The sequence below is a fragment of the Halomonas saccharevitans genome, assembly GCF_032333995.1.
In the GTDB taxonomy this organism is placed as follows: Bacteria; Pseudomonadota; Gammaproteobacteria; order Pseudomonadales; family Halomonadaceae; genus Halomonas; species Halomonas saccharevitans.
In genome coordinates, this window is the sequence record NZ_JAVXUR010000001.1 from 115,704 (window position 1) to 140,149 (window position 24,446).

Here is a 24,446-nt window from a genome sequence, read left to right on the forward strand (position 1 = left end):
ATGGCGGTGGAGGTGCGCGAAGCGCGGATCCTGATCGTCGGACTCGGCCTGATCGGCGGCTCGCTGGCCGCCGCCCTGCGCGCGGCCGGCTTCGGGGCCGCTAAGAAAGATGCGGCCGGCTTCGGTCGTCGCGATAGCGACGATGCCGGCGGGGGCGGGCCGGTGAAGAGAGCCGAAATCCTGGCCTGCGATCCCGATGCCGGGGAGATCGCCCGCGGCGTCGAGATGGGCCTGATCGATCGCGGCGACACCCGCTTGGCGCCGCTCATCGAGGGCGTGTCGCTGGTGGTGCTGGCGGTACCGGTGCTGGCCATGGCCGGCGTAATGCGAGAGCTTGCCGGATGCCTGGAGCGGGCCGCGCCCGACGTCGTCGTCACCGACGTGGGCAGTGCCAAGGCGGCGATCCGCCGCTCGGCCATCGCCGCCTTCGGGCGCATGCCGGCCAACCTGGTGCTGGGACACCCCATCGCCGGCTCGGAGAAGAGCGGCGTGGCCGCCGCCGATCCCGCCCTCTATGCGCGTCACAAGGTGATCCTCACCCCGGAGCCCGATACCGACCCGGCCGCCACGGCCCGGGTGCGGCGGCTCTGGGAAAGCTGTCATGCCGAGGTGCTGGAGATGGCCGTGGAGCGCCACGACCAGGTGCTGGCCCGCACCAGCCATCTGCCGCACCTGCTGGCCTTCTCGCTGGTCGACACCCTGGCCCGCCAGGACGAGCGGCTGGAGATCTTTCGCTACGCCGCCGGCGGGTTTCGCGACTTCACCCGCATCGCCGGCAGCGACCCGGTGATGTGGCGGGACATCTTCATCGCCAATCGCGACGCGGTGCTCGCCTCCCTGGATGACTTCGAGGCGGGCGTGGCGCGGCTGCGCCGGGCAGTGGAGAGCGGCGACGGCGATGCCATGCTGGCGACCTTCGATCGCGCCAGTCATGCCCGGCACTATTTCGAATCCCTGCTCAACCAGACCAGTTACCAGGCGGAGTATCAGATGCAACAACACGGCAAGCTGCGCTTCCGGGCGAGCCCCGGCGGCAACGTCGCCGGGCGGATTCGCGTGCCCGGCGACAAGTCGATCTCCCATCGCGCCATCATGCTCGGGGCGCTGGCCGAGGGGGTCACCGAGGTCAAGGGCTTTCTCGAGGGTGAGGATAGCCTGGCCACGCTGCAGGCCTTCCGCGAGATGGGTGTGGCCATCGAAGGGCCCCATCAGGGGCGCGTGACGGTGCACGGCGTCGGCATGCACGGCCTCAAGTCACCCGTCGGCCCGCTCTACGTGGGCAACGCCGGCACCGCCATGCGGCTGTTCGCCGGGCTTTTGGCCGGTCAGGCCTTCGATACCGAGCTCACCGGCGACTCCTCCTTGACCAAGCGCCCCATGGGACGCGTGGCTGATCCGCTGCGCCTGATGGGGGCCAGGATCGATACTGCCGAGGGTGGGCGTCCGCCGCTGCACCTTCATGGCGGCGAGCCCCTCACGGGCATCACCTACGACATGCCCATGGCCAGCGCCCAGGTGAAGTCGTGCCTGCTGCTCGCCGGGCTCTACGCCGAGGGCGAGACCCGCGTTCGCGAACCGGCGCCGACCCGCGACCATACCGAGCGGATGCTGGCCGGTTTCGGCTACGCCGTCCAGCGTGAGGGCGACACCTGCTGGCTAGAGGGCGGAGGCAGGCTCAGCGCGGCGCCCATCGACGTGCCCTCGGATATCTCCTCGGCGACCTTCTTCCTGGTAGCGGCGGCGATCACCCCGGGCTCGGATCTGGTGCTCGATCACGTCGGCATCAATCCGACCCGGGTCGGGGTGATCAATATCCTGCGGTTGATGGGCGCCGACCTGCGCCTCGAGAACGAGCATGAGGTGGGCGGTGAGCCGGTCGCCGACCTGCACATTCGCTACGCGCCGCTCACGGGCATCGATATTCCCCTGGACCAGGTGCCGCTCGCCATCGACGAGTTCCCGGCGCTGTTCATCGCCGCCGCAAACGCCGCGGGCACGACCCGTCTGCGCGGGGCCGAGGAGCTGCGCGTCAAGGAGTCCGACCGGTTGAAGGCCATGGCCGACGGCCTCGCGACCATCGGCGTCGAGCACACCCTGCTCGAGGACGGCATCGATATCGTCGGCGGCGGCCAGGCGCAAGGGGCCAACTACGGCGGCGGGCGCATCGACAGCCTGGGCGATCACCGCATCGCGATGTCGTTTGCCATCGCAGCCCTGCGCGCCGGTGAGCCGATCGATATCGACGACTGCGCCAACGTAGCCACCTCCTTCCCCGGTTTCATCGACCTGGCGTGTCGCGTCGGGCTGGCTATCGAGGAGCAGGAGGCATCATGAGCAGTGCGGCACCGGTACTTACCATCGACGGCCCCGGGGGGGCCGGCAAGGGCACCATCAGCCGCCTGGTCGCCGAGCGTCTGGGCTGGCATCTGCTGGACAGCGGCGCGCTCTATCGCCTGACCGCCCTGGCGGCGGTCAAGCACGAAGTCCCGCTGGATGACGAGGCGCGTATCGCCGAGGTCGCCCGCGGCCTCGACGTGGTCTTCGTCGCCGAGCCAGAAACGACTCGCGTGCTGCTGGAGGGCGAGGAGGCCACCACGACCATTCGCACCGAGCAGGTGGGCGATGCGGCCTCCCGGGTCGCGGCCCTGCCGGCGGTGCGCCATGCCCTGATGCAGCGCCAGCACGACTTTCGCAAGCCCCCGGGGCTGGTCGCCGACGGGCGGGACATGGGCACCGTGGTGTTCACCGAGGCGCCCCTCAAGATCTTCCTCACCGCCTCGGCCTCCGAGCGGGCCCATCGGCGTCAGCGTCAGTTGCAGGAAGCGGGGGTCGATGCTAGTCTATCGAGTCTTTTAGAGGAGATTCAGGCGCGCGATGCACGCGACATGCAGCGCAGCGTGGCCCCGCTCAAGCCGGCCGATGATGCCATTACGCTTGACACCACGCGCCTGACGATACCGGAAGTGGTGGATCGGCTGACGGAACTGCTGACCGAGCGTGGTCTGGCACCCGACACCTGACACTCCCTTGCGGCGTCCCCGGGAAGATGTGATGACGTGGTCCGGCACCTTCATGTGCCGTAAGCCGGGCCAGGTCGAACCAGCGCTAACATCCCCGGGGGCCTGGTAAATAAGGCCCGCACTCGCTGGTGGTGCGGAGATGGCGGTAACGCCGTACTCAACGTTGATCACGTAGGAACATCATGAGCGAAAGCTTTGCTGAACTGTTTGAACAGTCTCTCCAGGACATCAACATGGAGCCGGGCGCCATCGTCCAGGCTACCATCGTCGACATCGACGGCGACTGGGTCACCGTCAATGCCGGCCTGAAATCCGAAGGTCAGATCCCCTCGTCGCAGTTCCGCGACGAAAACGGCGAGCTTTCCATCGCCGTCGGTGACGAAGTCCACGTCGCCCTGGAAGCCGTCGAAGACGGTTTCGGCGAGACCCGCCTGTCCCGCGAAAAGGCCAAGCGTGCCGAAGCGTGGAAGGTGCTGGAAGCGGCCTTCGAGAAGGAAGAGATCGTCAAGGGCGTGATCAACGGCAAGGTCAAGGGCGGCTTCACCGTCGACGTCGACTCCATCCGTGCCTTCCTGCCGGGTTCTCTGGTGGATGTCCGCCCAGTGCGCGACACCACCCACCTCGAGAACAAGGAACTCGACTTCAAGGTCATCAAGCTCGACCCGAAGCGCAACAACGTCGTCGTTTCCCGTCGTGCCGTGCTCGAAGCCGAGAACAGCGCCGAGCGTGAGGCGCTCCTGGCCACCCTGCAGGAAGGTCAGCAGATCATCGGTATCGTCAAGAACCTCACCGACTACGGCGCCTTCGTCGACCTCGGTGGCGTCGACGGCCTGCTGCACATCACCGACATGGCCTGGAAGCGCATCAAGCATCCGAGCGAGATCGTTGCCGTGGGCGACGAGATCACCGTCAAGGTGCTCAAGTTCGACCGCGAGCGCAACCGTGTCTCCCTGGGCCTGAAGCAGCTGGGCGAAGATCCGTGGGTCAACATCAAGGATCGTTACCCGGAAGGCACCAAGGTGCACGCTACCGTCACCAACCTCACCGACTACGGCTGCTTCGCCGAGCTGGAAGAGGGTGTCGAGGGTCTGGTCCACGTGTCCGAAATGGACTGGACCAACAAGAACATCCATCCGTCCAAGGTCGTGCAGGTCGGCGACGATGTTGACGTCATGGTGCTGGACATCGACGAAGAGCGTCGTCGTATTTCCCTGGGTATCAAGCAGTGCACCACCAACCCGTGGGAAGACTTCAACGCGCGCTACAACAAGGGCGATCGCGTCACCGGTACCATCAAGTCGATCACCGACTTCGGCATCTTCATCGGCCTGGAAGGCGGTATCGACGGCCTGGTGCACCTGTCCGACATCTCCTGGACCGACACCGGTGAGGAAGCCGTTCGCTCCTTCAAGAAGGGCGACGATGCGGAAGCCGTCATCCTCTCCATCGATCCGGAGCGTGAGCGCATCTCCCTAGGCATCAAGCAGCTCGATACCGATCCGGTCTCCGAGTTCCTGGCGGTCAACGACAAGGGCTCCATCGTCACCGGCCGTGTGGTCGAGGTCGATGCCAAGGAAGCTCAGGTCGAACTGGCTACCGATGTCGTCGCCGTGCTCAAGGCGTCCGAGATCAGCGCCGACCGCGTCGAGGATGCTCGCAACGCGCTGAACGAAGGCGACAGCGTCGAGGCCCGTATCATCGGTGTCGATCGTAAGAACCGCCAGATCGCTCTGTCCATCAAGGCCAAGGATCAGGATGACACCCGTCAGAACCTGAAGAAGCTGCGTGAAGAGAGCTCCGACTCCGGTGCTACCACCATCGGCGACCTCATCAAGCAGCAGATGGGTCAGGACTGATACCCGCGGGATTTCTCCCGCCTATCGGTCGATAAAAGGCGCCGCCCCTCGGGGCGGCGCCTTTCGTTTGTTTGTGCTTTGGTCGGTGGTGTTGTTTCGGAGGTGCTGTTTCGGGGGCGCTGTTTCGCTGGCATTGATGCGTGGCATCGATGCCAGATGTGGCGTAGGCGTGGCGAAGAACGAAGTTCCGAAAAATATGTGGGGCTTCTTATCAAATAAGGCTTCCTTCAAGTTTTGGGCAATGCTTCGGCGTATTGATTGGCAGTGTTTGAGACTATTAATTCCTGAACTGGGAATGAGTGTTCATACACTTGCCAAAGAAGTTTAAACAGGCAATAATGCCTTGCATCCCCTAATGCCCAATAAGGAATCTTTTAGATGTCATCGATGCTCAGCAACTACATGCAGATGGAGCAGCAACTGAAGCAACTCCAGTCGGAACTGGACAAGCTGCAGAATGATGATCGCCTCAAGGCTGAACTCGAGTTCAAGGAAAAGCTCGAAGCGCTGATGCGCGAGTTCGACAAGAGCGCCGCCGACGTCATCGAGCTTCTCAATCCCAAGCCGGCCGCCCAGCCCAGCGCGGCTGCCCCGGCAAGCGGCGGCACCCGTCGCAAGCGCAAGCTGAAGATCTACAAGAATCCGCATACCGGCGACGTGGTGGAAACCCGCGGCGGTAATCAGAAAACGCTCAAGGCGTGGAAGGATGAGCACGGCTCCGATACCGTCGAATCCTGGCTGGTTCGCGTCGAGGAGTGATCCTCGCCGCTATCGCCTTCACGACGCCGCCCCGTGGGGCGGCGTCGTCGTATCGGGCTTCCCTGTTGTCGGCAGGGTTTCGTCGCTCCAGGCTTTTATATGGCGTAGCCGGGCGATCATGGGAAGGTGATTCACTCGGCCTGAGGCGGTATAATTATCACATCCCCGATTAACGGCGATGGCTCGTATTACCTATTCCCGCCCGGCCGTCGCCTCGACGCTATTGGACTCACATGAAACAGCAGAACTCCCGACAGCCCGTGGACGAGCGTGAGAAGTTGCGCAAGTTCCGCGAACTCGACGATGCCTTCGCCGAGGCATTACGCAGTCTCGATGCTTCCGACGATAAGTCGGGCGGTACCAGCGACGCGTCCGTGCGTGAACTCGACGGCCAAGAGCGGGACGCGGCCGTTGAGCCGCAGGACGAGAAGAGTCGCCAGCGTCTGTTCGAAGACCGCCTTGCGGCGCTGATGAGCGAATACGCTCAGCCTGCGGAACACGTCAGCCGGTTACTGCAGACGCTCAAATCCCTCGGACGCATCGCCTGAGGCGATACTGGCACCTTACCGGTAGCGAAACACCCTGAGGCTTGGCAGGAAGGCGACGTCTTCCAGCCGCTCGTCGCGGCGACGAGCCCGGGTTCGCGTGGCGGGCGGCGTCGGCGAGGGATGGTTGTGGTCGGGCAGGCGGCCGTCGGGGCTCGGCACGAACAGCGGCAGGGCGACGTTCATGGCCCGGCGCGTGCGGCCATCCTCGAGCGGCTCGCGGTAGAAGAGGTTGGCGCGCATCAGCGGGGCCTGAGTCTGCACCTGGGCCAGCGGCTCGCCATCGGGGATGCCGGCAAGCTGGCGCAGCTGGATGCGAACGTGGGGGGCATCGCTGTCGAGTGCCAGCAGTTTCTGCTCGGCTTCGCGCACCGTCAGCCGCTTGATCGAGCGTCCGCTCGAGTACCAGGCGAGTCGCACGCGCGCCACCGGGGCCTCGGCCAGAGGAATCGAGCGCCAGCACTGCTTGAGGTGCAGCCGTGCCAGGCCCGTGCCGCGCAGGTGATCGTGCAGGGCCGGGTGACGAAACGGCAGCACCGCCTTGATCTCCGGGATCAGCGAGGGCACCTCGCGGCGGATCTCGGCGAGCAGCGCGGCGAAGGCCTGCTTGGTGGCGTTGACCTCCTGGGCGGCCTCCATCACGCGCTCCGTGGCGGCCACCAGGCCGACATGGCTGCGCGTCGCCCGGCCGTCCTGGCCGTCCTGATACCAGACATCCAGCAGACACCGGCGCAGCCAGCCGGCGTCGGCCGTCGCGTCCTCGAAAGACCAGGCCGCCCCGCCACAGGCCTGCCAGTGCGCTACCAGGGCATCGGTCTGCTCGAGCAGGCGGTCGAAGAGCGCCTCCAGCTCGGCCAGCAGCCGGTATTCCGGGCGTTGGCTGCCCTGAGTCACGAGGCGTTGCCATCCCGGTCGGCGCGCGCCAGCAGGGCGTCGAGGTCGGTCTCGTCCATGGCGGGCTCGCCGGCGATACGGTGAGATTCGTCGGCCCAGGCGCCGAGGTCGAGCAGGCGGCAGCGTTTGCTGCAAAAGGGGCGGTAGGCATTTTCCTCGCGCCACAGCACCTTCTTACGGCACTGCGGGCAGGCGACTTCCAGGGGGCGTGCGGTGTCTTGCGTGCTCATGGGATATCGTCCTGGGCGGAATGTCGGGAAAGGATGGGGATTCAGGGCGCCGGAGGCAAGTCGGCGACGGCCCGGTAGCGGCGGTCGAGCTCGGCCACCTGACGCGCCAGGGCGTCCTCGTCGGCGGCATTGTCGATCACGTCGTCGGCGCGTTCCAGGCGGGCCTGTCGCGGCATCTGGGCGGCGACGATGGCGCGCGCCTGGGACTCGTCGACGTCGTCCCGCGCCGCGGTACGCGTGATCTGCAGCGACTCGGGGACGTCGATGACCAGGCAGCGGTCGACCAGTGCCGCCTGGCCCGACTCGAAGAGCAGCGGCGAGACCAGCAGCACATAGGGCACCGACTGGGCCTCGAGCCTTGCCAGGTGAGCGATGAGCCGCTCCCGGACGCGCGGGTGGGTGATAGCCTCGAGCCGGTGACGCTCGGCGTCATCGTCGAAGACGATCGCGCGCAGCGCGCGGCGATCGAGGCGGCCATCCGCGGCGATGACATTGGCGCCGAAATGCGCGGCGATCTCGGCCAGGGCCGGCTCGCCGGGTTCGACGATCTCGCGGGCCACGTCATCGGCATCCACCCAGGGAACGCCCAGCGCCGCGAAGGCGCGCGCCACCGTGGACTTGCCCGAGGCGATGCCGCCCGTCACGCCAATGATCATCGTCGTCTCCCGTGATTCATCGTGGGTCTCGAGGGCCGGATGGATGAGTCCGGCATCAATGGTCCCGGTACCAATACGCCCGTTATCAATAGAGCAGCCCAGTATAGAGCGCCATCAGCGGCTCACCTGCCAGAAGGGCGAGCCAGCCGGCCATCACCAGCCAGGGCCCGAAGGGCAGTGGGGCGCCGCGCAGACGCGGCACCGCCAGCTGGATGAGGATGCCCACCAGCGCGCCGGCCCCGGCGGAGAGGATCAGCACCAGCGGCAGGGTCTGCCAGCCCAGCCAGGCGCCGAGAGCGGCCAGCAGCTTGAAGTCGCCATAGCCCATGCCCTCCTTGCCGGTGACCAGCTTGAACAGCCAGTAGAAGCTCCACAGCACCAGGTAGCCGGCCATGGCGCCGATCACCGCCGAGGGCAGCAGCAGCGGCTGGAACAGCAGCTGGTAGAGCAGGCCCGCCCACAGCAGCGGCAGCGTGAGCAGGTCCGGCAGCAGCTGGGTGCGCAGGTCGATGACCCCCATGGCCAGCAGCGCCAGGCAGGCACCGAGGATGAACAGGGCCTCGAGCGTCGGGCCGAAGAGCGCCAGTACCGCCAGCGCCAGCACGCCGCCGGCCAGCTCGACCAGCGGGTACTGGGGGCTGATGCGCGCCTCGCAGCTGGCGCAACGCCCGCGGCGCTTGAACCAGCCCAGCAGCGGAATGTTGTCGTGCCAGGCGATGGGGGCCTCGCAGCGCGGGCAGAGCGAGCGGGGGGTGAGCAGGTTGAAGCGCGGCGTCTCTTCCGGTTCGAACTCCAGCGCCTCTCGGGCCTCGGCGCGCCAGCCCAGCATCAGCATCACCGGCAGCCGCGTGATCACCACGTTGAGGAAACTGCCCAGGCACAGGCCCAGGACGGCCGCGAGCGGCCAGAGCAGCGAGGGGGGGAGGTCGGCGAGCAAGGGTGACTCCTGTCCGGTCGGTTCCAAAGCGCCATTGTATCGGGGGATGGCATCGAATGCCCGGCTTCCGGCGTCGCGCCCGGGCTGTCCTGGCGTTCGGCTTTGGTCTAGAATCTGCTCCCTTTCTACTTCCAGGGGCACGATCATGACCCAGATGCTCGGACCGGTGATGCTGGATCTGGAGGGCCAGAGCTTGACGCCCGAAGAGGGCGAGCTGCTGGCGCGTCCCGAGGTCGGCGGGGTGATCCTGTTCGCCCGCAACATCGCCTCCGCGGCTCAGGTCCGCGCCCTGAGCGACGAGATTCGCCGTATCCGTCCCGACCTGCTGCTGGCGGTCGACCAGGAGGGCGGGCGCGTACAGCGCCTGCGCGAGGGCGTGACGCGCCTGCCGGCCATGGGGCGCCTGGGGCGTGATTTCGCCGCGCAGCCCGAGGTCACCCTGCGGCTCTGCCAGGATGCCGGCTGGCTGTTGGGCATGGAGATGGCCGCCTGCGGCCTGGATCTCTCCTTCGCGCCCGTGCTCGATGTCGATGGCGGCACGTCCAGCGTGATCGGGGATCGCAGCTTCTCCGCCGACCCCGAGGCCGTGGCGAGCATGGGACGTGCCTTCCTCGACGGCCTGCACGAGGCGGGCATGGTCGGCGTCGGCAAGCACTTCCCGGGCCATGGAGGGGTCGCCGCCGACTCCCACCATGAGCTTCCGGTGGATGCGCGGCCGCTAGAAGCGCTGCACGAGCATGACCTGGTGCCCTTCGCTCGGCTGGCCCCGCGCCTCGACGCGTTGATGCCGGCGCATGTGGTCTATTCCGGGTTCGATCATCGCCCGGCCGGCTTCTCGCCGGCGTGGCTGGGGATGCTGCGCGAAAGCCTGGGGTTCAAGGGCGCGATCTTCTCCGATGATCTGAGCATGGCCGGCGCGGCCTTCGCCGGCACGCCCGGCGAGCGGGCTCGGGCGGCGCTGGCCGCGGGCTGCGACATGCTGCTGGTGTGCAACGACCGCGCCGCGGCGCTGGAGGTCATCGAGGCCTGCCAGGGCCAACAGGCACGGCGCCTGTCCCGGCTGCGCTATGCCCGCGCTCGGCCCGATCTTCAGGCACTGGGCGCGCTGTCGCGCTGGCGCCGCGTTCATGCCCGCCTGGAAGCTCTGGCGGCCAGCTGACGCTATACCGCTTCTACACCACCGATTCCACTTGCCGATGACGAGTCGCTAACCGATGCCTACACTCGATACCTTCCATCCGTCGCTGGACGACATGCGCGAGCTCATGGACAACGCCGACTGCCTGATCTCGCAGTCCGAGGTCGAGCTCGCCCTGGACCGCATGGCCGACGAGATCACCCGTGACCTGGGTGACAAACTGCCGGTCTTCTACTGCGTGATGAACGGCGGCCTGATCACCACCGGCCACCTGCTCACCCGCCTGGGCTTTCCGGTCGAGGTCGACTATCTCCACGCCACCCGCTATCGCGGTGGCATCCGCGGCGGCGAGCTGTTCTGGCGCGTCTCCCCGGAGGTGCCCATGGCCGGGCGCCACGTGGTGATCGTCGACGACATCCTCGACGAAGGCTCGACCCTCGCCGCCATCCTCGACTACTGCCGCGAGGCCGGGGCGGCGAGCATCTCCACCGCGGTGCTGGTCGACAAGCAGCACGAGCGCAAGGCGGTGCCGGGGCTCAAGGCGGACTACTGCAGCCTGGAGGTCGCCGACCGCTACGTGTTCGGCTTCGGCATGGACTACAAGGGCTACTGGCGCAACGCCCCGGGCATCTACGCGCCCAAGGGGCTGTAAGCGCTAAGCAGCCAAGCGGCCAAGAAAAACCTCCAGCAGACTGATCTGCTGGAGGTTTTCTCGTAATGCGCGGAATATCCTGCTCGGCGCTTACGCCAATCCCAGCTCGTGGGTGGCTTCCTCGCGCATCTTGAACTTCTGGATCTTGCCGGTGACGGTCATCGGGAAGGCGTCAACGAACTTCACGTAGCGCGGCACCTTGTAGTGGGCTATCTGGCCCTTGCAGAAGGCCTTGAGGCCCTCCTCGTCGAGGCTCTCGCCCTCGCTGAGCTTGACCCAGGCCATCACCTCCTCGCCGTACTTCTCGTCGGGCACGCCGATCACCTGCACGTCGGAGATGGCCGGGTGGGTGTAGAGGAAGTCCTCGATCTCGCGCGGGTAGATGTTCTCGCCGCCGCGGATGATCATGTCCTTGATGCGCCCGACGATCGCCACATAGCCCTCGTCGTCCATGGTGGCGAGGTCGCCGGTGTGCATCCAGCCCGCCGCATCGATGGCCTTTGCGGTGGCCTCCTCGTTCTCCCAGTAACCGAGCATCACGCTGTAGCCGCGGGTGCAGAGCTCGCCGGTGCCGCCACGCGGCACCACGGCGCCGGTGTCCGGGCTGACCAGCTTGACCTCGAGGTGCGGGTGGATGGTGCCGACCGTGGTGACGCGCTTCTCGAGCGGGGCATCGGTCTGAGTCTGGAAGCTCACCGGGCTGGTCTCGGTCATGCCGTAGCAGATGGTCACGTCCTGCATGTGCATCTTGTCGATGACCTTGCGCATCACCTCGATGGGGCAGATGGAGCCGGCCATGATGCCGGTGCGCAGGGAGGAGAGGTCGAAGCTCTCGAATTCGGGGTGCTCCAGCTCGGCGATGAACATGGTGGGCACCCCGTAGAGGGTGGTGGCGCGTTCCTCGGCCACCGCACGCAGCGTCTCGCCCGCCTCGAAGCCATCGCCGGGATAGATCATGGTGGCGCCGTGGGTCACGCAGCCGAGGTTGCCCATCACCATGCCGAAGCAGTGATAGAGCGGCACCGGGATCACCATGCGATCGGTCTCGTCGAGGTTCATGGTGCGCGCCACGAAGAAGCCGTTGTTGAGGATGTTGTGGTGGGAGAGGGTGGCGCCCTTGGGCGCACCGGTGGTGCCCGAGGTGTACTGGATGTTGATCGGGTCGTCGAACTGCAGGCCGGCCTGAACCTCGGCGAGGCGCTCGGCGGAGACCTTGTCGGCGTGGTCCAGCATCGACTGCCAGCTGAACATGCCGGGCAGGGCGCGGTCGGCATCCAGGCACACCACCCGTTCGAGCGCGGGGAGCCTGGCACTCTTGAAGGTGTCGGGGCTTCCCTCGCGCAGCTCCGGCGCCCGCTCTTCATGGAGCTCCGGAACCAGCTCCGCCAGCGTCGCCACATAGTCGGAGCTCTTGAAGGCGCCCTGCAGGATCAGCGTCGTGGCGCCGGACTGCTTGAGCGCATAGTCGAGCTCATGGGTGCAGTAGCTGGGGTTGATGTTGACAAGGATGGCGCCGATCTTCGCGGTGGCGAACTGGGTGATCGTCCATTCGGCGCAGTTGGGCGACCAGATGCCGACGCGCTCGCCCTGCGTGACCCCCAGGGCGATCAGGGCGCGGGCCGCCCGGTCGACGGCCTGCTGAAGCTCTCTCCAGCTGTAGCGCAGCCCCTGGTGGCGGCTGATCAGGGCGTCTCGCTCGGCGAAGCGCGTCACGGTGTCGTCGAAGCAGTCACCGATTGTCTGACCCTTGAGGGGCGTGTCGCTGATACCGCTGACGTAGCTGATCGAAGGGTGTTGGCGTGTCATGAAGTGTCTCGTCTCTTGTTGTTGGCCTGTGACGGGGTACGTGAAACGCAGGATGACGTCGTGGTGAGTGTTCGATCGGGGCCGGGCGCTCAGGCCTCGTGGCCGAGGCCGCGCAGTACCTCCCGGGCGCGGTGATCCACGTCGTCGAGCTCCATGCGCATCAGGCGGATGTCTTCCAGCTGGCGCTCGAGGTTGGCGCGTTTGTCGGCCAGTATCTCCAGCAGGCGCCGCAGCTGGCGTGCATTACCGTCGGGCATGGCGTCATACATCGTCACCACTTCGCGGATCTCGCCCAGCGAGAATCCCAGGCGCTTGCCGCGCAGGGTAAGCTTCAGACGAACCCGATCCTTCTCGTGATAGATACGCTTCTGTCCCTCGCGGTGCGGGGCCAGCAGACCCTCCTGCTCATAGAAGCGGATGGTGCGTGGCGTCACCTCGAACATCCTCGCCAGCTCACCGATGGTGTACTGGCGGTGCTGGCGCGGCAGAGCGTCCTGGCCGCTCGCGGTGTCCGGGGAGGTTGATTGTGTCATGACGTTGATCCTGTGACCGGGTGGTGAACCGGCGGTTTCCCACCTCGTCTGGAAACACTAGACGAGGTTGACGTTAACGTAAAGTGCTTGTTCGACCATGGGGTGATATGGGATAAACCTAGCAAGTGCTAGGTTGGGGTCCAACCGGCTGGATTGGTCGATGGCGCCCGTCGGGCGCCGCGACGACCGGCCCTCGGGCAGCGCGGAGCGGACCACCACCTCGAACCGTTATCCATTCATATCCGAACTCATTCATAGCTAAACAAGAGGGACTCCCCCATGGACTTCTCCCTGACCGATGATCAGAAGGCGCTGGCCGCGGCCGCCGCCGACTTTTCCCGCGCTGAGCTGGCCGACCATGCGGCCGACTGGGACGCGACCTCCCATTTCCCGGTGGACGTCATCCGCCGGGCGGGCGAGGCCGGCTTTCTCGGCATCTATACCCCCGAGGAACACGGCGGCCTCGGCCTCTCGCGGCTCGAGGCCTCGCTGATCTTCGAACAGCTCTCCCAGGGCTGCGTCGCCACCACCGCCTATCTGACCATCCACAACATGGTCACCTGGATGATCGCCAGCTGGGGCGACGACGCCCTGCGCGAGGCCTGGGTGCCCGCCATGGTAGCCGGTGAGGCGCTGGGCTCCTACTGCCTGACCGAACCCGGCGCCGGCTCCGACGCGGCCAGCCTGCGCACCAAGGCCGTCCGCGACGGCGACGACTACGTCATCTCGGGCAGCAAGATGTTCATCTCCGGCGCGGGCGCCACCGAGGTGCTGGTGGTGATGGCCCGCACCGGCGCGCCCGACAGCGGCGCCGGCGGCGTTTCGGCGATCGTGGTGCCGGCGGATGCCGCGGGCGTGGAATACGGCAAGAACGAGGAGAAGATGGGCTGGAAGAGCCAGCCGACCCGCCTGGTGAGCTTCGATGGCGTGCGGGTGCCGGTCACCCATCGCCTCGGGGCGGAAGGCGAGGGCTTCAAGTTCGCCATGAAGGGCCTCGACGGCGGGCGTCTGAACATCGCTAGCTGCTCGCTGGGCGCCGCTCAGCAGGCCCTGACCCTGTCTCGGGACTATCTGTCCGAGCGCAAGCAGTTCGGTCGCGACCTCGCGAGCTTCCAGGCCCTGCAGTTCAAGCTTGCCGACATGGCCAGCGAGCTCACCGCCGCCAGGCTGATGGTGCGCCACGCCGCCTGGCGCCTCGACCAGAATGACCCCGAGGCCACCGCCCACTGCGCCATGGCCAAGCGCTTCGCCACCGACATGGGCTTCAACGTCTGCAACGAGGCCCTGCAACTGCACGGCGGCTATGGTTACATTCGTGAATACCCCCTGGAGCGACTGGTGCGTGACACCCGCGTGCACCAGATCCTCGAGGGGACCAACGAGATCATGCGCCTGATCGTCGCCCGCCGCCTGCTGGCCGACGGCGTCATCGAGTCGCTCCAGTAACCGTTACACCCCTTTATCAGATCCAGGAGATCCCCGGATGTCGGACCTCGCAGTGCTCTTCGACGAGTTGCCCACCCGCGACGGCGGCCGTATCGGCGTGGCCACCCTGAATGCCCCGAAGTCGCTCAACGCCCTGTCGCTGGAGATGATCCGCCAGCTCGAGGCCAAGCTCGACGCCTGGGCGGTGGACCGCAGCGTGGTGGCCGTGTGGCTCGAGGGCAGCGGCGACAAGGCCTTCTGCGCCGGTGGCGACGTGGTGGCCCTCTACCGCTCGCTGACCGAGGAGGGGGAGAATCGTGGCGCCGGGCGCGACGGCCTCTTCGCCGAGACTTACTTCACGGCGGAGTATCGCCTCGACCACCGCATCCACACCTACCCCAAGCCGCTGATGGTGTGGGGCGACGGCATCGTCATGGGCGGGGGGCTGGGCCTGATGGCCGGCGGCTTCCAGCGCCTGGTGACCGAGACCACCCGCATCGCCATGCCCGAGATCACCATCGGCCTCTATCCCGATATCGGCGCGAGCTGGTTCCTGGGGCGCATGCCGCCGGGCGTGGGTGCCTATCTGGGCCTCACCGGCGCCCAGCTCAATGCCCGGGACGCCCTCGACCTGGGCATGGCCGATCGCTTCATTCCGCGCGAGCGTCGCGAGTCGCTGCTAGGCGCGCTGCAGGAGGCCGACTACGGCGACCGCGCCCCGCGGGCCCTGCGTGCCGGCGTGCAGTCGGTACTCGATGATCATGAGGATCGCGGAGCGGCCCCGCCGGCGCAGGTTTGGCCGCATCTGGATCACCTTCAGTCGCTGGTGGGACGCGTCGACGCCGCGTGCGCCGTCAAGCGCATCCTGCGCGACACCACCGAGGATGCCTGGCTCGCCGCCAACCGCGCGCGGCTTGAGGCCGGCTGTCCGGTGAGTGCCCAGCTGGTGTGGCGCATGCTCGAGCGCCATGCGCACACCGGCCTCGCCGACGCCTTCCGCGAGGAGCTCAGTCTCTCGGTGCAGTGCTGCCGCGAGGGGGACTTTGTCGAGGGCGTGCGCGCCCTGCTGATCGATAAGGACAAGGCGCCGCGCTGGTCTCACGCCACGGTGGCCGAGGTGCCCGAGGCCGATATCCAGTCGCTGATGAGCACGCGCTGGTCCGCCGAGTCACACCCGCTGCGCGATCTGGGCCATCCCATCGACTCGGGCCATCGCGTGGGCTGAGGCCCCGTGATCGACTCACATGAACGCTTGTCCTGAACAACTCACAATGAAACAGGAGCCACGCCAATGAACATCGCCTTTATCGGCCTCGGCAACATGGGTGCTCCCATGGCCATCAATCTGCTCAAGGCCGGGCACGACGTGATCGTCTTCGATCTGGTGGAGGAGACCATCCAGGCCCTTGAAGCCGAGGGTGCCAGCCGCGCGGAAAGCGCCGAGGTCGCGGCTTCGGGCGCCGAGGTGGTCATCTCCATGCTGCCGGCCGGCGCCCACGTGCAGAGCCTCTATCTCGGGCGCGACGGCGCGCCGGGCCTGCTCGATGCCCTGGACAGCAGGCCGCTTTTGATCGATTCCTCGACCATCGCGCCGGACGATGCTCGCCTGGTGGGCGCCGCCGCCGCCGAGCGCGGCTTCACCTACCTGGACGCCCCGGTCTCCGGCGGGGTGGGCGGCGCCAAGGCCGGCACCCTGACCTTCATCGTCGGCGGGGATGAGGCCGGCTTCGAGCAGGGCAAGCCGCTGCTCGAGGCGATGGGCAAGAACATCTTTCATGCCGGCGAGTCGGGCGCCGGCCAGGTGGCCAAGATTTGCAACAACATGCTGCTGGGCATCCTGATGTCGGGCACCGCCGAGGCGCTGGCGCTGGGCGTGAAGAACGGCATGGATCCCGCGGTGCTCTCCGAGATCATGAAGCAGAGCAGCGGCGGCAATTGGGCGCTCAACGTCTATAACCCCTGGCCGGGGGTGATGGAGGGCTCGGCGGCCTCCCGTGACTACCAGGGCGGCTTTCTGACCGACCTGATGGCCAAGGACCTGGGGCTTGCCTGGGAACTGGCGCTGGGCTCGAAGTCCAGCGTGCCGATGGGCTCCCAGGCGCGCAATCTCTTCGCCCTGCACAGCGCCCAGGGCAGCGGCCAGCGCGACTTCTCCAGCATCCAGACCCTCTATCGCCAGGGTGAGGAGCAGGGCAAGAAGTAGCACGCGCGGGTCACACCGCCAGGGGCATTCCGCGCCCCCATGCCTACACGGTCATGGCGAAAACGGGCACACTTTCGTGCCCGTTTCTCGTCGAGAGTCCCCATGAGCGCACCGCCTTCCAGCCCCTCCTCGTCCTCCGCTCCCCAGTCGTCGCGCCCCGTGCGTCGCGAGCTGCTCGAGGGCCCTATCGCCGCCACCCTGCTGCGCAAGAGCCTGCCGGTGGTGGTCGGCATGCTCGCCATGATGAGCTTCAACCTGGTGGATGCCTGGTTCATCTCCCGGCTTGGCACCGAGGAGCTGGCGGCGGTCTCCTTCACCTTCCCGGTGGTGTTCACGGTGATCAGCCTGGCCATTGGCCTGGGCATCGGCACCTCGGCGGTAGTGGCCCGTCGGCTGGGGCGGGGCGAGCTCGACACGGTACGCCGCCGTGCCACCGATGCGGCGCTGCTGGCCGTGGTGGTGGGCGTCGCCATGACGCTGCTGGGCCTCGCGACCCTGGAGCCGCTGTTTCGGCTGATGGGCGCCGACGACGTGCTGATGCCGCATATCCGCGACTACATGGGCATCTGGTACCTGGGCGCGGCCGCCATGATCGTCCCACGGGTGCTCAACAGCATCCTGCGCGCCCACGGCAACACCGCCACCCAGGGGCTGATGATGGCGCTGGCCGCCGGCATCAACGTGCTGCTCGACTGGTGGCTGATCTTCGGGGCAGGGCCCTTCCCGGCGCTCGGCGTCAGCGGCGCGGCGCTCGCCACCGTGCTCAGCTGGGGCCTGATGGCGATGGTGCTGGCCTTTCATCGCGAGCTGCGTGCGCTCTTCGACCTGGCCGGCCTCGATGCGAAGGGACTTGCCGACTCCTGGCGGGAGCTCGGTCGCATCGCCGGCCCGGCGGCGCTCACCAGCGTCTTCACGCCTATCGCCCTGGGACTTGTGACCCGCATCATCGCCGATCATGGTCACCCCGCCGTGGCGGGCTACGGCGTCGGCAGCCGCATCGAGGCGATCTCCCAGATCGTCGTGCTGGCGCTCTCGATGACCCTGTCGCCGCTGGTCAGCCAGAACGCCGGGGCCGGCCAGCACGACCGGGTGCGCCGGGCAATCTTCGGCTGCTTCGTCTTCGTGCTGGCCTGGCAGCTGCTCATCTGGGGGGCGTTGCAGGGGCTGGCGCCCTGGCTGGTGGCGGGCTATGCCGAAACGGATGAGGTGGCCGGGGTGCTGCGCAGCTTCCTGTGGCTAGTGCCCCTGGGGCTGGGCGCCCAGGGCGTGGTGATCCTGGCCGTCTCGTCGCTCAATGCCCTGCATCGGCCGGCGCTGGCCATGCGCCTGTCGGTGATCCGGCTGTTCGTGCTCACCGTGCCGCTGGCTTGGGTGGGCGGTCGCCTGGCCGACAGCAGCGGGGTGTTTGCCGGTTTGCTCGCGGCCAATCTGCTGGTCGGGCTGCTGGCCTGGTGGCAGATTCGTCGCCAGCTGCCGCCGCGGGCCTCCTGACGCATGCGCCGACCGGGGCGCCGATAAGCAGGCGCTGAAAGGGAGGGTGGCAGGTGCGTCGGGCTTGGCAGCAAGGCACTATTGGTCTACATTTGTCGAAAATGTAGAAATTAATGCCACCCCTTTCGAGGATGCCCCATGAGTCAGATCACCCCTATCACCTGGGACGACCCCCTCCGCCTGATCGACCAGCTCAGCGAAGAGGAGCGCATGGTCCGCCAGACGGCCCATGACTACTGCCAGGAGAAGCTCCTGCCGCGGGTGCTCGAGGCCAACCGTCACGAGCGCTTCGACCGCGAGATCATGAACGAGATGGGCGAGCTGGGCCTGCTCGGCGCGACCATCGACGGCTATGGCGGCGCCGGGCTCAACTACGTCAGCTACGGCCTGATCGCCCGCGAGGTGGAGCGGGTCGATTCCGGTTACCGCAGCGCGATGAGCGTGCAGTCGAGCCTGGTGATGTATCCGATCCACGCCTTCGGCAGCGAGGTTCAACGCGAGAAGTACCTGCCGAAGCTGGCCAGCGGCGAGTGGGTGGGGGCGTTTGGCCTTACCGAGCCGGATCACGGCTCCGACCCGGGCGGGATGAGCACCCGCGCCACCCGCATCGACGGCGGCTGGCGGCTGAACGGCACCAAGACCTGGATCACCAACTCGCCCATCGCCGACGTCTTCGTGGTCTGGGCCCGGGACGAGGAGGGCGTGGTCAACGGCTTCATCCTCGAGAAGGGCATGAAGGGCCTCTCCGCGCCCAAGATCGAGGGCAAGTTCAGCCTGCGCGCCTCCGTCACCGGTCAGATCGCCATGCAGGACGTGGAGGTCGACGACGATGCCCGCCTGCCCGGCGTCAAGGGACTCAAGGGACCGTTCTCCTGCCTCAATCGGGCGCGCTACGGGATCGCCTGGGGCACCATGGGCGCCGCCGAGGCCTGCTGGCATGCCGCCCGCGACTACACCCTGGAGCGCAAGCAGTTCGGCCGCCCCCTGGCCGCCAACCAGCTCATCCAGAAGAAGCTCGCCGACATGCAGACCGAGATCGCCCTGGGACTGCAGGCCGCGCTGCGGGTGGGGCGGATGATCGACGAGGATCAGCTGGTGCCCGAGGCGGTCTCGCTGATCAAACGCAACAACGGCGGCAAGGCGCTGGATATCGCCCGCATGGCCCGCGACATGCACGGCGGCAACGGCATCAGCGACGAGTATCACGTCATCCGTCACATGATGAACCTCGAGGCGGTGAATACCTACGAGGGCACCCACGACGTCCACGCCCTGATCCTCGGGCGCGCTCAGACCGGCCTCCAGGCCTTTACTGGCTGACCCGGTAGGCCACATGACATGCGTCTCACGAGGGGCGTCGGGAACAAGCCGAAGGGGAGGTCCTACGCCATGGGTGAGGAGCACCGCTCCGAACGGGCTGGCCATGGATGGCCAGCACCGGCCCTGCAAGCGGCGCAGGATGCGAGAGCGCCGCAGGGCGTCGGTAGCGTACAGGGAGGTATTCACAGCGCCTCCTCGATGGTATGGCACACCGGGGCTTGTTGCCGGATCAGCCCCGAGTGAGAGTGAGCAAGGAGCTCAAGATGAGCGGACCGCTGGATGGCATCGTGGTGCTGGATCTGTCGCGGGTACTGGCCGGCCCCTGGGCCGGCCAGCAGCTGGCCGATCTGGGCGCTCGGGTGATCAAGATCGAGCATCCCACCCGCGGCGACGATACCCGCGGCTGGGGCCCCCCCTGGCTGGAGGGCGATCACGGCGCCGAGCGCCAGGCGGCCTACTATCTCTGTGCCAACCGCGGCAAGCAGTCGCTGGCAGTGGACATCGCCAGCGAGGGCGGCCAGGCCCTGGTCAGGGAGTTGGCCAAGGGCGCCGACATCCTGCTCGAGAACTTCAAGGTCGGGGGACTGGCGAAGTACGGCCTCGACTACCCGAACCTGAAGGCACTCAACCCGCGGTTGATCGGCTGCTCGATCACCGGTTTCGGCCAGGACGGGCCCTATGCGCATCGCGCCGGCTACGATTTCATGATCCAGGCCATGGGCGGCCTGATGAGCCTCACCGGCGAGCCCGACGGCATGCCCATGAAGACCGGCGTGGCGATCACCGACGTGATGACCGGCCTCTACGCCACGGTCGGGGTGCTGGCGGCTCTCCATGAGCGCGCGCGGACGGGGAGGGGGCGCCACATCGACGTGGCGCTGCTCGATGTCCAGGTCGCCACCCTGGCCAACCAGGCCCTCAATGCGCTGACCAGCGGTTCATCTCCACGGCGTCACGGCAACGCCCATCCCAATATCGTGCCCTATCAGGCCTTCGCCTGCGCCGACGGCCATCTGGTGCTCACCGTGGGCAACGATGCCCAGTTCGCCCGCCTGGCCAACCTGCTTGGGCATCCCGAATGGGCCGATGATCCCGCCTATGCCACCAATGCCGCTCGGGTCGGCAATCGGGAGGTGCTGGTGGCGATGATCCAGTCGCGGCTGCTCGGCCGCGACCGCGACGACTGGCTCGCCGAGCTGGAGGTGCGTGGCATTCCGGCGGGGCCCATCAATACCCTGACCGAGGTGTTCGACGATCCCCAGGTGCGCCACCGCGGCATGGCGCGTCAGGTCGACGGCGTGCCCCAGGTCGCCAATCCGCTGCGCTTCGACGGCGAGGCGCTGACCAGCGACGTCGCACCGCCCCGGCTCGGCCAGGACAGCGATGCCATTCTGGCCGAGATGGGGCTGACGACGGAGGACATCGCCCGGTTGAGGCGGGAAGGGGTGATCCGCTAGCGCGGGGAGAAGCGCCGGGTCAGGCCGGTTTCGGCGATCATCCGCGTGGAGATCTCCTCCACCGAGAAGCGGGTGGTGTCGATGTAGGGCACGTGCAGCTGGCGGTAGAGCCCCTCGGCCTGCTCGACCTCCTGGACGCACTGATCCATGGAGCTGTAGCGGCTGTTGGGACGCCGCTCGTGGCGGATCGCCGCCAGCCGCCGCGGATCGATGGTCAGGCCGAACAGCTTGTGGCGATGCTGGGCCAGCACCTTGGGCAGCTTGAGGCTGCCGTCCTCGTCCAGGTCGTCCTCGGTGAGCGGGTAGTTGGCGGCGCGGATGCCGAACTGCAGCGCCAGGTAGAGCGAGGTCGGCGTCTTGCCGCAGCGTGAGACCCCGACCAGGATGATGTCCGCCTGGTCGTACTGGTGGGTGCGCGCCCCGTCATCGTTGTCCAGCGCGAAGTGCACCGAGTGGATGCGGTCCATGTAGACGTCGTCGCGGCCGATGGCGTGGGTGCGCCCGACGCTGTAGGAGGAGTGGGCCTCCAGCTCTTCCTCGAGCGGCTTCAGGAAGGTCGAGAAGATGTCGACCTTGAAGCCCGGCGCCTCGCGGATCACCGCGCGGATCTGCTCGTCGACCACCGTGTCGATGATGATCGGCTGCTCGCCGTCGCGCACCGCCGTGGCTTCGATGATCGCCACCAGGGTGCGGGCCTTCTCGAGAGAGTCGATGTAGGGCTTGGTGAGCATGCGGATCTCGACGCTCTCGAACTGAGCCAGCAGGCTGCGGCCGAGACTCTCGGCGGTGATGCCGGTCCCGTCGGAGATGAAGAAGGCGGTGCGGGTCATGGCGGTCGCTGTCGTCCGGTCGAGTGAAGCTCCATTGTCGGCGCTGGTCGCGGCCGCGACAAGGCCCGGAGATGTGGCTCCTGAGGCCCGCCACTACAGGAAACGGGCCGATGGGGCCGCTGTTGTAAAAATCCTCCAGTGACTTCGATGTTAGACCAATGGCGAATATGGAAGGTCGCTGGTAGAGTCGCCAACATCCCATCATGTCCCGGTGCCTCGAGGGAGACCTGCGAGGGAGCCCGCGAGCTGGACCTGTGAGTCGGTCCCGCGAGCGGTCCCACCGGCGTGATGCACTCGTCGACGATTTTTCTGGGAGGTCTCATGGACGATTACATTCAGTGGTTCGAGCACTTGGGCATGGGCGATGTCGAGCGAGTCGGCGGCAAGAATGCCTCCCTGGGCGAGATGATCTCCAACCTGGCCGGAGCGGGCGTCACCGTCCCCGGCGGTTTCGCCACCACGGCGCATGCCTACCGGGAGTTCCTCTCCCACGAGGGGCTGAACGATCGCATCAACCAGGCCCTCTCGACTCTGGATGTCGACGACGTCAATGAGCTCGCCCGCGTGGGCGCCCAGATTCGCCAGTGGGTCATCGATACCCCGCTGCCGCCGACCTTTGAGCAGTATCTGCGCGAGAGCTACGAGAAGCTCTCCGCCATGCACCCCAACCTCAAGGTGGCGGTGCGCAGCTCGGCCACCGCCGAGGACCTGCCCGACGCCTCCTTCGCCGGCCAGCAGGAGACTTTCCTCAACATCGAGGGCTTCGACAACATCAAGCGCGCCGTCCACGAGGTGTTCGCCTCGCTGTTCAACGACCGGGCCATCTCCTACCGCGTGCACCGCGGCTATGCCCACGAGAACGTGGCGCTGTCGGCGGGCATCCAGAAGATGGTGCGCTCCGAGACGGGGGCCGCGGGCGTGATGTTCACCCTGGACACCGAGTCCGGCTACCGCGACGCGGTCTTCGTCACCGCCTCCTGGGGCCTGGGCGAGACGGTGGTGCAGGGCGCCGTGAACCCCGACGAGTTCTACGTGCACAAGTCGACCCTGGCGGCGGGGCGTCCGGCGGTGCTGCGTCGTAACCTCGGCTCCAAGCTGATCAAGATGATCTACACCGACGACACCAGCGCCGGCAAGTCGGTCGAGACCGTCGACGTGCCGCTGGCCGACCGCGGGCGCTTCTGTATCAATGACGAGCAGATCATGGACCTGGCCCGCCAGGCGATGACCATCGAGCAGCACTACGAGCGTCCCATGGACATCGAGTGGGCGCTGGATGGCGATGACGGCAGGCTCTACATCGTCCAGGCGCGTCCCGAGACCGTGGTCTCCCAGCAGGAGGGCGGCAAGCTCGAGCGCTTCCAGCTCAAGGAGAAGGGCCGCACCCTGGTCTCCGGCCGGGCCATCGGCCAGCGCATCGGCAGCGGGGCGGTGAAGGTGGTCTTCTCCCCGGACGACATGCAGAAGGTCCATCCCGGCGACGTGCTGGTCACCGACATGACCGATCCGGACTGGGAACCGATCATGAAGCGGGCCTCCGCCATCGTCACCAACCGCGGCGGACGCACCTGCCACGCGGCGATCATCGCCCGCGAGCTGGGCATTCCCGCCGTGGTCGGCTGCGGCGATGCCACCGAGGTGCTGGCCGACGGCCGCGACGTCACCGTCTCCTGCGCCGAGGGCGACGCCGGCCACGTCTACGAGGGGCTGCTGGACTTCGACCGCCGGGTGACCAGCGTCGATGCCATGCCCGAGATCCCCTTCAAGATCATGATGAACGTCGGCAATCCGGATCGCGCCTTCAGCTTCGCCAGCCTGCCAAGCGCCGGCGTGGGCCTGGCGCGCCTCGAGTTCATCATCAACCGCATGATCGGCGTGCACCCCAAGGCGCTGCTCGAATACGACACCCTGCCCGCCGATCTGCAGCAGACCATCGACCTGCGCACCGCCGGCTACCCGGACCCGGTCGAGTTCTACGTCGAGAAGCTGGTCGAGGGCATCGCCACCCTGGCCGCCTCCTTCTATCCGCAGCGGGTCATCGTGCGACTGTCGGACTTCAAGTCCAACGAATACGAGAACCTGATCGGCGGCAAGCTCTACGAGCCCGGCGAAGAGAACCCCATGCTTGGGTTCCGTGGCGCGGCGCGCTACATCTCCGAGTCTTTCCGCCCCTGCTTCGAGCTGGAGTGCCGGGCGCTGAAGCGAGTCCGCGAGGTGATGGGCCTGGACAACGTCGAGATCATGGTGCCCTTCGTGCGTACCCCCGACGAGGCTCGCGAGGTGGTGGGGCTGCTGGCCGACAACGGCCTCGTCCGCGGCGAGAATAGCCTCAAGGTCATCATGATGTGTGAGCTGCCGGCCAATGCCCTGCTGGCCGACGAGTTCCTCGAGCACTTCGACGGCTTCTCCATCGGCTCCAACGACCTGACCCAGCTGACCCTGGGGCTTGATCGCGACTCGGGCATCGTCGCCCACCTCTTCGACGAGCGTAACCCGGCCGTCAAGAAGCTGCTCTCCATGGCTATCCAGGCCTGCCGCGCCCAAGGCAAGTACATCGGCATCTGCGGCCAGGGGCCGTCGGATCACCCGGACCTCGCCAAGTGGCTGATGGAGCAGGGCATCGACTCGGTGTCCCTGAACCCGGACGCGGTCCTCGAGACCTGGTTCATGCTGGCTGGCGAGACACTCGGCTAG

The 24,446-nt window shown here is 67.0% G+C and carries 21 protein-coding genes; 14 read left to right on the plus strand and 7 right to left on the minus strand.

The annotated features are described in order from the left end of the window. The 5 genes from RSO68_RS00560 (at position 1) to RSO68_RS00580 (ending at position 6,183) form a co-directional block, all read left to right on the plus strand. Positions 1–2,334 (plus strand): bifunctional prephenate dehydrogenase/3-phosphoshikimate 1-carboxyvinyltransferase, encoded by a 2,334-nt coding sequence (locus RSO68_RS00560; protein ID WP_315585047.1) that lies wholly within the window; start codon positions 1–3, stop codon positions 2,332–2,334. Continuing rightward, positions 2,331–3,020, plus strand: a complete 690-nt coding sequence (gene cmk / locus RSO68_RS00565; RefSeq protein WP_315585048.1) for a (d)CMP kinase — start codon at positions 2,331–2,333, stop codon at positions 3,018–3,020. Before RSO68_RS00560 ends, cmk begins: the two co-directional genes overlap by 4 nt. Positions 3,021–3,202: 182 nt before the next feature. Beyond that, positions 3,203–4,876 carry a 30S ribosomal protein S1 gene (rpsA, locus tag RSO68_RS00570; RefSeq protein WP_089850885.1) on the plus strand — a complete coding sequence of 558 codons (1,674 nt, stop codon included), beginning with the start codon at positions 3,203–3,205 and terminating at the stop codon, positions 4,874–4,876. A gap of 378 nt (positions 4,877–5,254) precedes the next feature. After that, positions 5,255–5,635: a histone-like nucleoid-structuring protein, MvaT/MvaU family gene (locus RSO68_RS00575; RefSeq protein WP_315585049.1), complete on the plus strand. Its 381-nt coding sequence runs from the start codon at positions 5,255–5,257 to the stop codon at positions 5,633–5,635. 233 nt (positions 5,636–5,868) lie between these two features. After that, positions 5,869–6,183 carry a hypothetical protein gene (locus RSO68_RS00580; RefSeq protein WP_089850881.1) on the plus strand — a complete coding sequence of 105 codons (315 nt, stop codon included), beginning with the start codon at positions 5,869–5,871 and terminating at the stop codon, positions 6,181–6,183. Positions 6,184–6,198: 15 nt separating this feature from the next. On the opposite strand, the gene RSO68_RS00585 is transcribed toward RSO68_RS00580, so the two are convergent. The 4 genes from RSO68_RS00585 to RSO68_RS00600 all read right to left on the minus strand — a co-directional run bounded on the left by RSO68_RS00585 (position 6,199) and on the right by RSO68_RS00600 (position 8,897). Next, positions 6,199–7,074, minus strand: a complete 876-nt coding sequence (locus tag RSO68_RS00585) for a DNA replication terminus site-binding protein (RefSeq protein WP_315585050.1) — start codon at positions 7,072–7,074, stop codon at positions 6,199–6,201. After that, the gene (yacG, locus tag RSO68_RS00590) at positions 7,071–7,304 is read right to left on the minus strand and encodes a DNA gyrase inhibitor YacG (RefSeq protein ID WP_089850877.1); all 234 of its coding nucleotides are present in this window, start codon (positions 7,302–7,304) and stop codon (positions 7,071–7,073) included. Before yacG ends, RSO68_RS00585 begins: the two co-directional genes overlap by 4 nt. A 41-nt stretch (positions 7,305–7,345) precedes the next feature. After that, the gene (coaE, locus tag RSO68_RS00595; protein WP_315585051.1) at positions 7,346–7,960 is read right to left on the minus strand and encodes a dephospho-CoA kinase; all 615 of its coding nucleotides are present in this window, start codon (positions 7,958–7,960) and stop codon (positions 7,346–7,348) included. A gap of 85 nt (positions 7,961–8,045) precedes the next feature. Then, on the minus strand, positions 8,046–8,897 hold the full coding sequence (locus RSO68_RS00600) for a prepilin peptidase (protein WP_245781548.1): 852 nt from the start codon (positions 8,895–8,897) through the stop codon (positions 8,046–8,048). A 145-nt stretch (positions 8,898–9,042) separates the two neighbouring features. Here RSO68_RS00600 and nagZ point away from each other — a divergent pair, with 145 nt between their 5' ends. Both nagZ and RSO68_RS00610 read left to right on the plus strand, forming a co-directional pair. Then, positions 9,043–10,056: a beta-N-acetylhexosaminidase gene (gene nagZ, locus RSO68_RS00605; RefSeq protein ID WP_315585052.1), complete on the plus strand. Its 1,014-nt coding sequence runs from the start codon at positions 9,043–9,045 to the stop codon at positions 10,054–10,056. A gap of 55 nt (positions 10,057–10,111) precedes the next feature. After that, the gene (locus RSO68_RS00610; RefSeq protein WP_089850869.1) at positions 10,112–10,687 is read left to right on the plus strand and encodes a hypoxanthine-guanine phosphoribosyltransferase; all 576 of its coding nucleotides are present in this window, start codon (positions 10,112–10,114) and stop codon (positions 10,685–10,687) included. 90 nt (positions 10,688–10,777) lie between these two features. Here RSO68_RS00610 and RSO68_RS00615 read toward each other — a convergent pair whose 3' ends face one another. After that, positions 10,778–12,493: an AMP-binding protein gene (locus RSO68_RS00615; RefSeq protein WP_315585053.1), complete on the minus strand. Its 1,716-nt coding sequence runs from the start codon at positions 12,491–12,493 to the stop codon at positions 10,778–10,780. Positions 12,494–12,582: 89 nt separating this feature from the next. Beyond that, a complete protein-coding gene (locus tag RSO68_RS00620; protein WP_315585054.1) occupies positions 12,583–13,026 on the minus strand; it encodes a MerR family transcriptional regulator in 444 nt (147 codons plus the stop codon). A gap of 279 nt (positions 13,027–13,305) precedes the next feature. Here RSO68_RS00620 and RSO68_RS00625 point away from each other — a divergent pair, with 279 nt between their 5' ends. The 6 genes from RSO68_RS00625 (at position 13,306) to RSO68_RS00650 (ending at position 20,922) form a co-directional block, all read left to right on the plus strand. After that, entirely contained in the window at positions 13,306–14,472 is a 1,167-nt protein-coding gene (locus tag RSO68_RS00625) for an acyl-CoA dehydrogenase family protein (RefSeq protein ID WP_315585055.1), read from the plus strand. Positions 14,473–14,509: 37 nt separating this feature from the next. Then, positions 14,510–15,676, plus strand: coding sequence for an enoyl-CoA hydratase/isomerase family protein (locus RSO68_RS00630; RefSeq protein ID WP_089850862.1), 1,167 nt, complete (start codon positions 14,510–14,512; stop codon positions 15,674–15,676). Between the two features lie 66 nt (positions 15,677–15,742). After that, positions 15,743–16,654, plus strand: coding sequence for a 3-hydroxyisobutyrate dehydrogenase (gene mmsB / locus RSO68_RS00635; protein ID WP_089850860.1), 912 nt, complete (start codon positions 15,743–15,745; stop codon positions 16,652–16,654). 102 nt (positions 16,655–16,756) lie between these two features. After that, positions 16,757–18,145, plus strand: coding sequence for an MATE family efflux transporter (locus RSO68_RS00640; protein WP_315585056.1), 1,389 nt, complete (start codon positions 16,757–16,759; stop codon positions 18,143–18,145). 138 nt (positions 18,146–18,283) lie between these two features. Then, positions 18,284–19,465 carry an acyl-CoA dehydrogenase gene (locus tag RSO68_RS00645; RefSeq protein WP_315585057.1) on the plus strand — a complete coding sequence of 394 codons (1,182 nt, stop codon included), beginning with the start codon at positions 18,284–18,286 and terminating at the stop codon, positions 19,463–19,465. Between the two features lie 263 nt (positions 19,466–19,728). Beyond that, the gene (locus RSO68_RS00650; protein ID WP_315585058.1) at positions 19,729–20,922 is read left to right on the plus strand and encodes a CaiB/BaiF CoA transferase family protein; all 1,194 of its coding nucleotides are present in this window, start codon (positions 19,729–19,731) and stop codon (positions 20,920–20,922) included. Here the strand turns inward: RSO68_RS00650 and ppsR are convergent. Continuing rightward, positions 20,919–21,752, minus strand: a complete 834-nt coding sequence (gene ppsR, locus RSO68_RS00655) for a posphoenolpyruvate synthetase regulatory kinase/phosphorylase PpsR (protein ID WP_089850851.1) — start codon at positions 21,750–21,752, stop codon at positions 20,919–20,921. The genes RSO68_RS00650 and ppsR overlap by 4 nt on opposite strands. Before the next feature lie 321 nt (positions 21,753–22,073). Between ppsR and ppsA the strand changes: the two genes are divergently transcribed. Then, positions 22,074–24,446, plus strand: coding sequence for a phosphoenolpyruvate synthase (ppsA, locus tag RSO68_RS00660; protein ID WP_315585059.1), 2,373 nt, complete (start codon positions 22,074–22,076; stop codon positions 24,444–24,446).